Origin of the sequence: Streptomyces sp. NPDC046465, assembly GCF_040646035.1 — a bacterium.
In the GTDB taxonomy this organism is placed as follows: Bacteria; Actinomycetota; Actinomycetes; order Streptomycetales; family Streptomycetaceae; genus Streptomyces.
This window is the reverse complement of record NZ_JBEYZK010000025.1, coordinates 86,146-99,314: the sequence shown is the minus strand read 5'-3', so window position 1 is coordinate 99,314 and position 13,169 is coordinate 86,146. Positions and strand designations below refer to the sequence as shown.

Genomic DNA, 13,169 nt, shown 5'->3' with positions numbered 1-13,169 from the left:
ATGCGCCTCCCCGTCCCGGTGCCCCCCGCCACCCCCGTCCCCGTACCCCCAGCCACCCCCGTTCCCGCTCCCTGGACCCGCACCCGCCTGCGCACCGCCCCGGCCCCCGCCGCCGCCCTCGCCCTCCTCGTGGCCGCCACCGCCTTCCTCGCCGCCCTCTTCCCCCGCGCGGTCGACGCGTACGAGAGCGAGGGCGTGCGCGCCGCCATCACCGACGCGGGGCCCACTCGCAACGGGCTCGAACTCGCCACGCTCGCACCGGGTCTGGAGAAGCCCCAGCGCGAACGCGACGACGCCCTGCGCCCCGCGTACCTGCGGGAGCGTTACGAGAAGACCCTCGGCGCCCTGCCCGCGCCGATCCGCGCCGACACGACGCAGTCCGCGTACGGCGTGCGGACCCTCAAGGCCCCGTCGGCGACGGACCGTTGGCTGCCCCGGCTCGATCCGATCGATCCGGCGTTCACGCTCGCCGCACAGGCCGGGACCGGCGACCACGCGCGCGTACGGGAGGGCAGGCTGCCCAGCGGGAAGGGCAGCACGTCGGACAGCCGCCGCGTCGAGGCGGCCGTCACCGCGGACACCGCGCGCGTGATGCACGTCAAGGTCGGCGCGGACATCCACCTTGCCCCCGAACTTGCCGATCCCGTCACCGTCCACATCACCGGCATCCTGGAACCGCTGCGGCCGAAGGGCGCCTACTGGTCGTTCGACCAGGTCCTGCGCACCCCCGCCGAAGTCATGGTGGCGCGCAAGAGCATGCCGCTCAAACGCTGGCACGCGGGGCTGCTCCTCGCGCCCGATGCGGGCCCGGTCGTGGCGGCCGTCGACCGGACCCCGCAGCAGTACTGGCGCGTCGCCCCCGACCCCGGTGGCCTCACCGCCCGCGACCTGCCGGCCCTCAAGAGCCGGATCGCCTCCCTCGAAAGGGGCCCGCTGCTCCGCGAGTTGCGCTCCTTCACGGACCCGGAGGCACTGCTCTCCACCGATCTGGACAAGGTTCTCACCGAGCACGCGGGGCTGCGGGACGCCGTCGCGCCGGTGGTCGCCGTCGCCGCGTACGGCGTGGGCGGGGTGGCCGCCGTCGTCCTCCTGATGACCTGCGCGCTGAGCGCCGCACGGCGCCACGACGAGCTGGCGCTGCTCCGCTCCCGCGGCGCCTCCGTGCTCGGCATCGCGAGGCGGCTGCTCGCCGAGACGTCCGTGGTGGCGGTGCCCGCGGCGGCTCTCGGCCTGCTCGCGGCGGTCCTCGTCGTGCCGGACGCGCGCGTGGGTCCCGCGGTGGGTGCGGCGGCCGCCGTCTGCGTCCTCGCGTGCGCGGCGCTGCCGGTACGGGCGGCGCTCACGCACCGCAGGCCCCGGGCCCACGCGGGCCGCGGGGACCTCGCCACGGCCCGCCCGTCCCGGCGCCGCACCGTCGCCGAACTGGTACTGCTCGTCCTGGCGGTGGGCGCGGTGGAGTCGCTGCGGCGGCGGGGCGTGGGGGACACAGGGACCGGGAGCGGTACGGGAGGCGGCGGCGCCGAGCGCGGTGGCGCGGGCGGCTCGGTGGACTGGCTGGTCAGCGCCGCCCCGCTGCTGGTCGGCAGCATCGCGGCGCTCCTCCTCGTACGCCTCTACCCGCTGCCGCTGCGGCTGCTCATGCGCCCGTTCGCGCGCCGCCGCGGCCTGCTCGGCTTCCTCGCCACGGCGCGCGCGGGCCGGTCGTCGACCGCTCAGCTCCTGCCGCTGCTCGGTCTGCTCCTCGCGCTGACGACGGCGTCGTTCGGCGGTTCGGTCCTTGCCGGTGTGCAGGACGCCCGGGACCGCACGGCGCTTCTCGCGGTGGGCGCGGACGCCCGAGTGACCCGGGACAACGCCCCGCTGCCCCCGCACTTGGCCGACGAGGTGCGCCGGGCGCCCGGGGTGCGCGGCGTAGCGGCCGTCCACATCGACTGGGACCTCTCGATGCCCGACGGCTCGGAGGTGCCGCTGGTCGCCGCCGACCCGGCGACGTACGCGCGCCTGACGGGCACGACCGGCCTGGGCCCGCTCTCCGCACCGGATCTCGCCGCACCGGATCTCGCGGCGCCGCGGGCGAAGGGCGCCGCCCCCGCGCCCGCTGTCCCCGCCCTCGCCTCCCCCGATGTCGCCCGCAGACTCGGCACCGGCCCCCACACCTTCCGTACCCCGGCAGGCACCTTCACCGCGAAGATCACCGCCACCCGTACGACGACGCCCGCGGTCCCCACCCAGGGCGCCTTCCTCCTCATCGACCGCCGCGCGCTCCCGAAGGCGAAGGACACCACTCTCCTCGTGACGGGAGGCGGCGTCACCGGGAAGGCACTCGCGCAGGCGGCGGGCCCGACGCCCGGCAAGGCGGCGGGCCCGACGCCCGGCAAGGCACCCGGCAAGGCACCCGGCAAGGCGCTCGACATCCGCCTCCGCACCGCCGAACGCGCCGCGCTCACCGACTCCCCCCTGCAGAGCGGCGCCGAACACGTCTACGTGGCCGCCGTCACCGCCGGAGCCGGTTACGCCGCCCTCGCCGTCCTGCTCTCCCTCCTGCAGTCCGCACCGCAGCGCGCCGCGCTCCTGGCCCGGCTGCGCACCATGGGCCTCGGCGCACGCCAGGGCCGTCTCCTCCTGGCCCTGGAAGCCCTGCCGCAGGCGCTGCTCGCGGCGGTCGGCGGGGCGCTCGCGGGATGGGCCGCGGTCGAGCTGCTCGCGGACGGCCTCGATCTGCGCCGCATCGCCCTGGCCGCGCGCGGCGGCCTCACGGGCCTGGGCGACAGCACGCTGCGGGCCGATCCGTGGTCCCTGCTGCTGCCCGCCGCGGGCGTCGTCGCGCTCACCGCGGGCGTGGCGTTCGCCCAGGCCTGGTGGACCACCCGGCGCACCCCCGCCGCCGACCTGAGAGCAGGAGACAACCAATGACCGGTATGGGTACGGGCGCGGATACGGGCACGAGTACGCGCACGGGTACAGGCACGAGTACGCGCACGCGTACGCGTACAGGCACGGACACCACGGCGCCCCCGCCGTCCCTCGCCGACCTGGAAGCCCGCGCGGCCGCCCGCCGCGACCTGCCCTCCTACGGCCACGACGCGCTGATCAGCTGCGACCGCCTGGTCCGGGTCTTCGCGACGGACGGCGTCGAGGTGCAGGCGCTCCAGGGCCTCGATCTCCTGGTCAGCGAGGGCGAGTTGATGGCCCTGGTCGGCGCCTCCGGAAGCGGCAAGTCGACGCTGATGAACATCCTTGCGGGCCTCGACGAGCCGACCGCGGGTGCGGCGCGCGTGGCGGGCCACAGCCTTCTCGCCATGAGCGCGAAGGAACGCCTGCGCTACCGGCGTGACGTGGTCGGCTTCGTCTGGCAGCAGACCGCCCGCAACCTGCTGCCGTACCTGACGGCAGCTCAGAATGTGGCGCTACCGATGCAGTTGAGGGGCCGCTCCGCCCAAAGCCGCCCGGACCGGCCCGGGAAACACGCGAAGAAATCTGAACGCGCCCTGCACCTACTGGAGTTGCTCCAGGTGTCGGACTGTCGCGACCGCCGCCCCCACCAGATGTCCGGCGGTCAGCAGCAGCGCGTCGCCATCGCGGTGGCCCTGGCCAACGACCCCGCGGTCCTCCTCGCCGACGAGCCCACCGGCGAACTGGACTCGCACACGGCGGAGCAGATCTTCGCGGCGTTCCGCACCGCCAACGAGGAGCTCGGCACCACCATCGTCATCGTCACCCACGACCAGGCGGTCGCCTCCGAGGTCCGCCGCACGGTCGCCATCCGCGACGGCCGCACGTCGACGGAGGTCCTGCGCCGTACGGAGGTCGACGCCGCCACCGGCCAGGAGTCCCTGATCTCCCGCGAGTACGCGATGCTGGACCGGGCGGGCCGCCTCCAGCTCCCCGCCGAGTACACGGCCGCCCTGGACATGCGGGACAGGGTCGCCCTCGAACTGGAACGGGACCACATCGCGGTACGCCCGGACGACCGGGACTGACCGTCACTCCCTCACGCGGGCGTGACGGTGAGGCCTCCGACACCGGCCCGGCGCACCGCGACGGACCCGTAGGCCGTACGCAGCCGCAGCCACGCCCCCGACGAGAGCAGCGTCAGGGCGTCCCCGCGCAGGAATCCCAGGGACTGCGCCGCGTGGGCGGCCCGCACCGGCAGCTGTGTGTCGCCGACGGTCCTGGACCAGATCTCCCGCCCGACCCGGTCGAGCTCGGCCCGCACCCGCCGTTCGGCGGGCAACTCCTCGATACGGGAACGGAATTCGGCGACGGCCGCCTGCACGACGGCCCGCAGTACGTCCGGAACCGGCAGCCCCGGCTCCGGCCGCCAGCCGCCACGCGGCGGCAGCACGCCCGCCCACGGCGGCCCGGTGACGGCCTCCGGCACGCCCGCCACACCCTTCGCCGTCCCGGACTCCACCGATTCGCCGACACGCTCCAGGAACTCACCGGCGGAGACGGTGACGTCGAGCGTGGTGTCGAGCCCGTCCTCGTACGGCTTGGCGAGCCGCGCCGTCCGGATGACGAGCACCTCGAACGACGGCGGCCGCCCGAACACGGCGAGCGTGTCCCCGGCGGCCTGCAGCCGCACCGCGGCTGCCTTGTCGTAGTGGATCAGCCGGGCCAGGAAGGCGGCGAGGTCCGCCGCCTCCCCGGCATCGGCGAAGTGCAGCCGCGTGGTCATGCGGCAAGCGCCCCCGAGCCACTGTCGGCGCTGTCGTCGGCGTACGTCTCCAGGACCGCCCGCTCCTCGGCGGTGATCCTGCGGGGCCGCTGCGCCTCCAGGTCGAAGGGGACGACCACGGTCGAGGCCCGCACATACACCTGGTCCGCGTCCTTGATCTGGTACGCGACGGTCAGCGACGCCGCACCGATCTTCGTCACCCACGACTCGATGGTGACCGGCTCGTGCCGGTGCACCAACGGCCGTACGTAGTCGATCTCGTGGCGGGCCACGACCGAACCGCCCGAGAACGAGGGGGAACCGTCACCGGGCGCGAGCCGGAACATGAAGTCGATGCGCGCCTCTTCCAGATACCGCAGGAAGACGACGTTGTTGACGTGCCCGAAGGCGTCCATGTCCGACCAGCGCAACGGGCATTGGTATATGTGTCGAGCCACAGTCGCCTCAGCCTCGCGTGAGCTTCTTGTAGGTGGCACGGTGCGGGCGGGCCGCGTCCGCACCGAGACGCTCGATCTTGTTCTTCTCGTACGACTCGAAGTTGCCCTCGAACCAGTACCACTTGGAGTCACCCTCGTAGGCGAGGATGTGCGTGGCGACCCTGTCGAGGAACCACCGGTCGTGGGAGATCACGACGGCGGCACCCGGGAACTCGAGGAGCGCGTTCTCGAGGGAGGACAGGGTCTCGACGTCCAGGTCGTTCGTCGGCTCGTCGAGGAGGAGCAGGTTGCCGCCCTCCTTGAGGGTCAGCGCCAGGTTCAGGCGGTTGCGCTCACCACCGGAGAGCACACCCGCAGGCTTCTGCTGGTCCGGACCCTTGAACCCGAAGGCGGAGACGTACGCCCGCGAGGGCATCTCGACCTGCCCGACATTGATGTAGTCGAGCTCGTCGGAGACGACGGCCCACAGCGTCTTCTTCGGGTCGATGTTGGCGCGGCTCTGGTCGACGTACGAGATCTTGACCGTGTCGCCGACCTTGATCGCGCCGGAGTCCGGCGTCTCCAGGCCCTGGATCATCTTGAACAGCGTGGTCTTGCCCGCGCCGTTCGGGCCGATGATGCCGACGATGCCGTTGCGCGGCAGCGTGAAGCTCAGGTCATCGATGAGCACCTTGTCGCCGAAGGCCTTCGAGAGGTTCTCGACCTCGACGACGATCGAACCGAGCCGCGGGCCCGGCGGAATCTGGATCTCCTCGAAGTCCAGCTTCCGCATCTTGTCGGCCTCGGCCGCCATCTCCTCGTAACGGGCGAGGCGCGCCTTGGACTTGGCCTGCCGCCCCTTGGCGTTGGACCGCACCCACTCGAGCTCTTCCTTGAGCCGCTTGGCGCGCTTCTCGTCCTTGCGGCCCTCGACCTTGAGACGGGTCTGCTTCTTCTCCAGGTACGTGGAGTAGTTGCCCTCGTAGGGGTGGGCGCGACCGCGGTCGAGCTCGAGGATCCACTGGGCGACGTTGTCCAGGAAGTACCGGTCGTGAGTGACCGCTACGACGGCACCGGCGTACTGGGAGAGGTGCTGCTCCAGCCAGTTCACCGACTCGGCGTCGAGGTGGTTGGTGGGCTCGTCGAGGAGGAGCAGGTCGGGCGCCTCGATGAGGAGCTTGCAGAGCGCGACGCGGCGCTTCTCACCACCGGAGAGGGTGGTGACGGGCCAGTCGCCGGGCGGGCAGCCGAGCGCGTCCATGGCCTGCTCGAGCTGGGCGTCGAGGTCCCACGCGTTGGCGTGGTCCAGGTCCTCCTGGAGCTTGCCCATCTCCTCCATGAGCGCGTCCGAGTAGTCGGTCGCCATGAGCTCGGCGACCTCGTTGAAGCGCTTGAGCTTGCCCATGATCTCGGCGGCGCCGTCCTGGACGTTCTCCAGAACGGTCTTCGACTCGTCGAGCTGCGGCTCCTGCATGAGGATGCCGACGCTGAACCCGGGCGAGAGGAACGCGTCACCGTTGGACGGCTGCTCGAGCCCGGCCATGATCTTCAGCACCGTGGACTTACCGGCGCCGTTGGGACCCACGACACCGATCTTGGCGCCAGGAAGGAAGCTCAGGGTGACGTCATCAAGAATCACCTTGTCGCCGTGCGCCTTGCGCGTCTTGCGCATGGTGTAGATGTACTCAGCCAAGAGAAACCGTCCGGCAATCAGTGAGTGGGCAGATACACCCCATCTTGCCTGACGGCCACCTACCGGGGGAAACCAGTATGGCTGGGGGGCCATGACCTGGACGTTCCTTGACCGCTTGGGGTAATTACCCGGTCACTGGTTGTCGTTGCCGGTCCCTCCGGGTTCAGCATCCAGCGGCGAATCGTCCTTCCTGCGGAGGAAGAAGACCGCAGCGCCGCCGAGGACGACGAACACCACCGCGATGCCCACGATCAGCGGCGTATTGCTGGAGCTGCCGGTCGCCGCCAGGTCGCCGCCGCCCGAGGTGCCGCCCGAGGTGCCGCCCGCCGAGGCGGGGCTGGGCTCGGAGACGGGCTGGGCCTTGCTGTTTACGGTCGCGGCGCCCTCGGTCCGGCAGTCGAGCACGCCCTTGAAGCGCTTCTCGAAGCCGTCCGGGCCCTTGATCGTGAAGTCGTAGGGCTGATCCTCTTGCAACGGTATCGTCACCGTCTGTGACGCGCCCGCCTTGACGGTGTGCTCGACGCCCATCAGCCGGAACGTGAACGGCTCGTCGCCCTTGTTGTCCGCGGCGATGTCGATACCGCTCTTCGCGCAGTTCTTCTCCGCCGAGAGCGCGGGCACCGCTCCCTTTTCGGCCCAGTTCGCCGTCGCCGTCGCCGAGACCGTCGACTCGCTGGAGCCCGCGAGTATCTGCGTCTGGCTCCTGGTCTCGGACGCGAAGGCCCGCCCGACCGGCACGGTGGTGGACGCCTGCAAGGAGAGCGCCGCCGAACCGTCCGGGGAATCCTTCGGCACGTCGAAGTACAGGCGGCTGCCGTTGTGCGCGGACTTCACGGCCTTGCCGTTCTTGCCGACGGCCTTCACGCCGCTCGCCACGGAGTCCGCGGGCGGGGTCACCGTCACCGAGTCGGCGTCGGTCCGCACGGTCACCGGGCCGAGCCGCTCCCCCGCGCGCCCCGACACGGCGGGCGGGTCGAGCGTCAGCGACGCCTTCGGCTCCGCGCTGTCGCGCGCACTGTGGAACAGGTAGTCGGCGAGCTTCTCGGCCTTCGGGTCGATGGCGTCGACCTTCGCGCCGTCGGAGTACCGCCAGATCGCCACCTGTGTGCCCGCGGCGGCGGTCTGCTCGGTGAGGGAGCGCACGCCCGCCTTTCTGGCCAGCGCCGCGAGGTCGTTAACCTGCGGGTACGAGTGCTGCAGGATCCAGCGGATCTTGCCCGCGTCGCGGTTGGCGTTGAGCGAGGTGCCGCTCCAGGGGGTCTCCTGGTACTTGGCGTCATTCTGCGTGGGGTTGAGGATGTCGACGCAGTACGTCTGCAGGGTGCCGCCGCCCTCCACGGTCATCTCGAAGAGCCCCGCGGGCACCTGCTGCGAGCTGCCGTTGTCATGCACGACGGCCTGGTCGTACGTCTGCAACCCACCCAGCGTCGCGGTCGCGCCGCCCTGGTGCTGCGGCGCCTCTTCCGCCACGGCGGCGGTGGCGGCGGTCATCCCTCCCGCCACCGCCAGCGCCGCCGCCATGGTCACTGCGGCGAAGCGTGCGGCACCTCGGCTACGTATGGACAACGCAGAAAACACAGAATTCCCCTCCGGGCGGGACCCGTTCACAACGTTGGGGGGTGGTTCCGCCAGCAGACTGAATGGGGCAGGTGTCACCTGCCACCTGGGTGGCATCACCTGCCGACTGCCCCGTGAGCTACGTCCGGCATCCTAAGGAAGCGGTGGATCACGAGCCCCACGCATCCCATCGGACGGCGGATCCGACTCGGAATCGTTATCCCCCAACACCCGCTCCGAGCTGGGCTTATCGACAAATCAACCGACCGCAATCGCCGATAAGCCACACATCGGTCGCCGCCCCGCACCCGTCGCTGACGGCCCGTCATCCGGCGCTCACCGGCTCCTTGCCCCTCGCCCCGGCGATCTCCGTCTCCCGCTCCGCCGCCGGCGTCGTCAGCGCCGGATTGCCCTTCGCCACCCGCCGGAAGGCCGCCGTACCGCGCGACAGATCGTGTCCGACGGCCAGCGCCTCGATGTCCGCCGACGTCCAGTGCTGCCCGCCCCGCTCCTCGTCGCGCACCTTCAACCTGCCCTGCACGATGACCGGTTCGCCCACGGAAACCGAGCCCTGCACGTTCGTCCCGAGCGCCCGCCAGGCCCAGACCGTGAAGAAGTTGGTGTGCCCGTCGTTCCATGTGTTCTGCGCCGCGTCGAAGTACCGCGAGGTCACTGCGAGCCGGAACCGCGCCACCGGCCCCGACGGCAGCTCCCGGTACACCGGTGTCGTCGCGACATTCCCCACTACCGTCACCAAGGTCTCGTTCATCGCCGAACCCCTCCCCCGCCTCGTCCGCTCCTGCCGCCGCGCCCTCCGCGACTGCGATCTCAGACTGCACCGGCCCGCCAGATCCCGCTGAGCCCTGTGGACCACTGCCCGGTTGTGGAAATCCTCGTCACCCGGAAGAGGGAGCGGAAGAGGGAGAGGAGCGGCGAGGGAGAGCGAGAAGGGCGGCAGGACGCCTTGGGTGCCTCACCCCACCGGCGAACCCGACACCCGCACGTACTGCTCCCTGACCTCCCGATAGCGCAGCAGTTCCGCCGCCACCGGATCGAGGACCCGCGCCCGCCCGCACCCGGCTGCCGCCTCGCGCAGCCGCCGTTCCGCCTCGTACCCGTACCTGCGCGCGGGCCCTCGCGCCGCCATCCGGCTCGCCCACTCCACGCACGGGCCTCCCACGATGCCCGCCAGCATCAGCAGTACCGGCACGCCCAGGTTCGGTGTGACGACCCCGATGATCTGCCCCACCAGCCAGATCCCGCCCACCACTTGGAGCAGCGTCATCGCCGCCTGCGCGAGAACGGCGGCCGGCCACCAGCCGGGGCGCGGTGGCCGTCCGAGCGGCACGCCCGCCGTCACCACCAGCTCGTCGAGCACCTCGGGCAGCCCCGCGGCACCGCGTACCGCGGCCTCCCGCACGGCCTGCCCCCAGGGCGCGGGCAGCCCCGATGCCGCCTCGTCGGCCACCGTGCGTACGGCGTGCTCCACGCGCTGGCGCGCCGTCGCCTCCTCGTCGATGGGTGCCAGCGCGGTCGGCGTCGGAGGGCCCTGCGAGGAACGCTTGGCCTCGTACCATCGCCACAGCCTGAGCCAGGGGTCGCCGCACGCCTTGCCCGCATTCCTGCGCCAGGCCCGCTCGGCGGCGTCTCCGGCCGCGGCCGCGCCCACGGCGTCCGCGAGCCGGTCGGCGAACTCCTCGCGCGCCTCCTCGCTGAGCCCGATCCGGCCGCGGTGGCGCCCCGGGTGCGCCCCGGCGACGTACACCGGACGCAGTCGGTCCGTGGCGGCGTCCAGGTCAGCGGAGATCCGGCGAGCCGCGGCGCCCCTCTCCTGGGTGAACTGGCCGAGGGCCTCGCGCAGTTCGCCGACCCCCTCGCCGGTCAGCGCGGAGATCGCGAGGACCGTGGCGCCCGGTTCGCCGTGCTCGCCGAGTGCGACGCCGTCCTCGTCGAGGAGCCGCCGCAGGTCGTCGAGGACCTGGTCGGCGGCGTCCCCGGGGAGGCGGTCGATCTGGTTGAGCACTACGAAGGTGACCTCCGCGTGGCCGGCCATGGGCCGCAGATAGCGTTCGTGGAGCATCGCGTCGGCGTATTTCTCCGGGTCGACGACCCAGATGACGGCGTCGACGAGTGCCAGGATCCGGTCGACGTGCTCGCGGTGCGCGCCGACCGCCGAGTCGTGGTCGGGCAGGTCGATCAGCACGAGCCCCCGCAGTTCGTCGGCGCCCGGTCCCTGCAGTGGCCTGCGGCGCAGTCGACCCGGGATCCCGAGCCTGTCGAGGAGGCCCGCGGCGCCGTCCGTCCAGCTGCACCCGATGGGCGCGGCGGTGGTGGGCCTGCGCACACCGGTGTCCGAGATCATCACTCCGGCGAGGGAGTTGAAGAGCGTCGACTTGCCGCTGCCGGTGGCGCCCGCGACGGCGACGACGGTGTGTTGATCGGAGAGCCTGCGCCGGGCGGCGGCTTCATCGAGGACCCGGCCCGCCTCGGCGAGCGTGCCGCTGTCGAGGCGGGTGCGGGAGAGCCCGACGAGTTCGCGCAGCGCGTCGAGCCGCGCGCGCAGCGGCCCTTCATAAGAAGTGGGGCTCCCCGGAGTGGTGGGGCTCCCTGAGGGGGTGGGGCTCCCGAGGGGGGCGGGACTCGCCGAGGGAGCGGGACTCTTCGCGGGAGCAGGACTCCCCGCGAGGGTGTACGAGCGCACTACGGAGTCGGCGTCCGGGGCCGCACCCCGGGGCCCGCCCGCGACGCGCCGCGCGATGAGCCCGTCGTCCCAGGCACGTTCGGCACCGCTGCCGGGGCCTTCGTCGGTCGTCCCGTCGGTCCCATCGGTCCCGTCGGGCTCGCTCCCCTCGCCGTGGTCGGCGCGGTCGGCGTGATCAGTGACTGCGGTCACCGCGGTCACCTCTCCTTCTGCAGTACGGACAGGGCGGCGATCAGCTCGGCCTGGGGTTCGGGGTGCACCTCTAGGGCGTACAGGGGGGCGAGGCGCCGCTCCCGCTCGACGGTGAGGACCTTCTCCAGGTACTCGCCCAGCAGGCGCGTGCCCCGGTCGCGCAGCCGGACCGCGCTCTGGGCGCCGATCCGTTCGGCGAGGGTCTCTCCCGCCGAACGCGCCCGGTGCCCGCCGAGCAGGGCGGTGGCGAGCAGCGCGGCGACGACCTCGGGGTCGGGGAGGGGGTTCTTGTCGACGCGTTCGATGCCGCGCACCTCGTCCTCGGCGTACTCCTCGAGGACGCGCCGCCACCTGCGGACGGCCATGCCGATGCGGTGCTCGGCGCTCTCCACTCCGGGGTCGCGGTCGGCGAGGCCGGGGGCGCCTGCGGCGGGTTCGCGCCGCCAGACCTCGTCGATGCGCTCGTCGGCGGCAGTGACGGCGCACAGCAGCAGCGCCTCCAGGCTCTCGGCGATGGCGTCGAGCAGTTCGCCCGGGCCGCAGTCGAGCGGGTAGCTGCGCCAGCGCTTGAGGGCGTCGCCCGCCAGCACTCCACCGGCTCGCAAACGCCCCTGCACGCGCGCGTGCTCGTGCTCGTACGCCTCGTCGACGGCGGAGGTGAGCCGGAGCGCGGCCGCGTACTGGGCGGCGACGGCTCCCGCGAGCTCCGGCATCCGGGCGTCGAGGGAGCCGAGGACGCCGTACGCGGTGCGGGCCACGGTCTGGGCGCGGGCTGCGGGTTCCTGGACGCGGTGGGTGAGCCAGGCGCGCAACGGGGCCACGGCGGTGGCGGGCAGCAGCCCGCCACCGCCCGCGGACTCGGGCAGTTCCGGCACGGTGAAGCGCGGCACGTCGCCGAGGCCGGCCTTCGTGAGCAGCGCCCCGTACTGCCGTGACACTTCGGTCACCACTTGGTGGGGCACTCGGTCGAGGACCGTGACGAGGGTGGCGTCGTGCTCCTTTGCGGTGCGCAGGAGGTGCCAGGGGACGGCGTCGGCGTACCGGGAGGCGGTGGTGACCATGACCCACACGTCGGCCGCGGAGATCAGCTCGGCGGCCAGGACGCGGTTGTCGGAGATGAGCGAGTCGATGTCGGGGGCGTCCAGGAGGGCGAGTCCGCGCGGCAGGCTCTGTGCGGTCTCGATCCGCAGGGCGTGCTCCTCCTCGTCCGCCATGGCCCGCGCGTCCAGATCGTCGTCCCTGCCGTCGTCGTCACCGTCCTCCGGAGGGTCGTGCCGGGGCACCCACACGCGCGTGAGGTCGGGCAGGACGCGCATCCCCGAGAACCAGTGGTGATCGTCGGGGTGGCAGACGAGCACCGGCGTACGCGTGGTGGGCCGCAACACGCCCGCCTCGCTGACCTGCTGCCCCACGAGGGAGTTCACGAGGGTGGACTTGCCTGCCCCCGTGGAGCCGCCGACGACGGCCAGAAGGGGAGCTTCGGGCGCCTTGAGGCGGGGCACCAGATAGTCATCGAGCTGTGCCAGCAACTCGTCCCGGTTGGCACGCGCGCGGGGCGCCCCCGGCAGGGGGAGCGGAAAGCGTGCGGCGGCGACACGCTCGCGCAGGGCGGAGAGTGCGTCAAGCAACTGAGGCCGTACGTCCAAGGTCACCACATGCGAAGAATGCCCAATTTTGACGGCTTTCTGAAGCATATGGTGGTCCCTGCGCGCCGATCGGACACAAGGGATGGAAGGGGCGACTGGGGCGCAGGCATAACGAGTGCACAACACCCGGGGCGGGAGACGCCAAAAGCGATGCGAGATTCGCACCTGCCTGCGATTATCAGGATCGCTTCACCGAACCTCCACATCACGGCGCGGAGGCGAAGCATCAGGGACAGGGACCCGGGAGCCCTATCCTTGTCTGCGGCAAGGTCACGGATCACCCCCA

General features: G+C 72.2%; 9 protein-coding genes. 2 read left to right on the top strand and 7 right to left on the bottom strand.

Going from position 1 to position 13,169, the window contains the following annotated elements:
- On the top strand, positions 1 to 2,913 hold the full coding sequence (locus ABZ953_RS32095; protein WP_361731308.1) for an ABC transporter permease: 2,913 nt from the start codon (positions 1 to 3) through the stop codon (positions 2,911 to 2,913).
- Positions 2,910 to 3,980 carry an ABC transporter ATP-binding protein gene (locus ABZ953_RS32090; protein WP_361731306.1) on the top strand — a complete coding sequence of 357 codons (1,071 nt, stop codon included), beginning with the start codon at positions 2,910 to 2,912 and terminating at the stop codon, positions 3,978 to 3,980. The genes ABZ953_RS32095 and ABZ953_RS32090 overlap by 4 nt, the downstream gene beginning before the upstream one ends.
- Before the next feature lie 11 nt (positions 3,981 to 3,991).
- Here ABZ953_RS32090 and ABZ953_RS32085 read toward each other — a convergent pair whose 3' ends face one another.
- The 7 genes from ABZ953_RS32085 to ABZ953_RS32055 all read right to left on the bottom strand — a co-directional run bounded on the left by ABZ953_RS32085 (position 3,992) and on the right by ABZ953_RS32055 (position 12,892).
- Positions 3,992 to 4,678: a hypothetical protein gene (locus ABZ953_RS32085; protein ID WP_361731303.1), complete on the bottom strand. Its 687-nt coding sequence runs from the start codon at positions 4,676 to 4,678 to the stop codon at positions 3,992 to 3,994.
- Positions 4,675 to 5,115, bottom strand: a complete 441-nt coding sequence (locus ABZ953_RS32080) for a thioesterase family protein (RefSeq protein ID WP_361731300.1) — start codon at positions 5,113 to 5,115, stop codon at positions 4,675 to 4,677. The genes ABZ953_RS32085 and ABZ953_RS32080 overlap by 4 nt, the downstream gene beginning before the upstream one ends.
- A 7-nt stretch (positions 5,116 to 5,122) precedes the next feature.
- Positions 5,123 to 6,787: an energy-dependent translational throttle protein EttA gene (gene ettA / locus ABZ953_RS32075; protein WP_361731298.1), complete on the bottom strand. Its 1,665-nt coding sequence runs from the start codon at positions 6,785 to 6,787 to the stop codon at positions 5,123 to 5,125.
- A gap of 132 nt (positions 6,788 to 6,919) precedes the next feature.
- On the bottom strand, positions 6,920 to 8,308 hold the full coding sequence (locus ABZ953_RS32070; RefSeq protein ID WP_361731374.1) for a Cys-Gln thioester bond-forming surface protein: 1,389 nt from the start codon (positions 8,306 to 8,308) through the stop codon (positions 6,920 to 6,922).
- 361 nt (positions 8,309 to 8,669) lie between these two features.
- The gene (locus tag ABZ953_RS32065; RefSeq protein ID WP_361731295.1) at positions 8,670 to 9,113 is read right to left on the bottom strand and encodes a single-stranded DNA-binding protein; all 444 of its coding nucleotides are present in this window, start codon (positions 9,111 to 9,113) and stop codon (positions 8,670 to 8,672) included.
- Positions 9,114 to 9,317: 204 nt separating this feature from the next.
- Positions 9,318 to 11,246 (bottom strand): YfjP family GTPase, encoded by a 1,929-nt coding sequence (locus tag ABZ953_RS32060; RefSeq protein WP_361731292.1) that lies wholly within the window; start codon positions 11,244 to 11,246, stop codon positions 9,318 to 9,320.
- On the bottom strand, positions 11,243 to 12,892 hold the full coding sequence (locus tag ABZ953_RS32055) for a dynamin family protein (protein ID WP_361731289.1): 1,650 nt from the start codon (positions 12,890 to 12,892) through the stop codon (positions 11,243 to 11,245). The genes ABZ953_RS32060 and ABZ953_RS32055 overlap by 4 nt, the downstream gene beginning before the upstream one ends.
- Positions 12,893 to 13,169 lie beyond the last annotated feature (277 nt).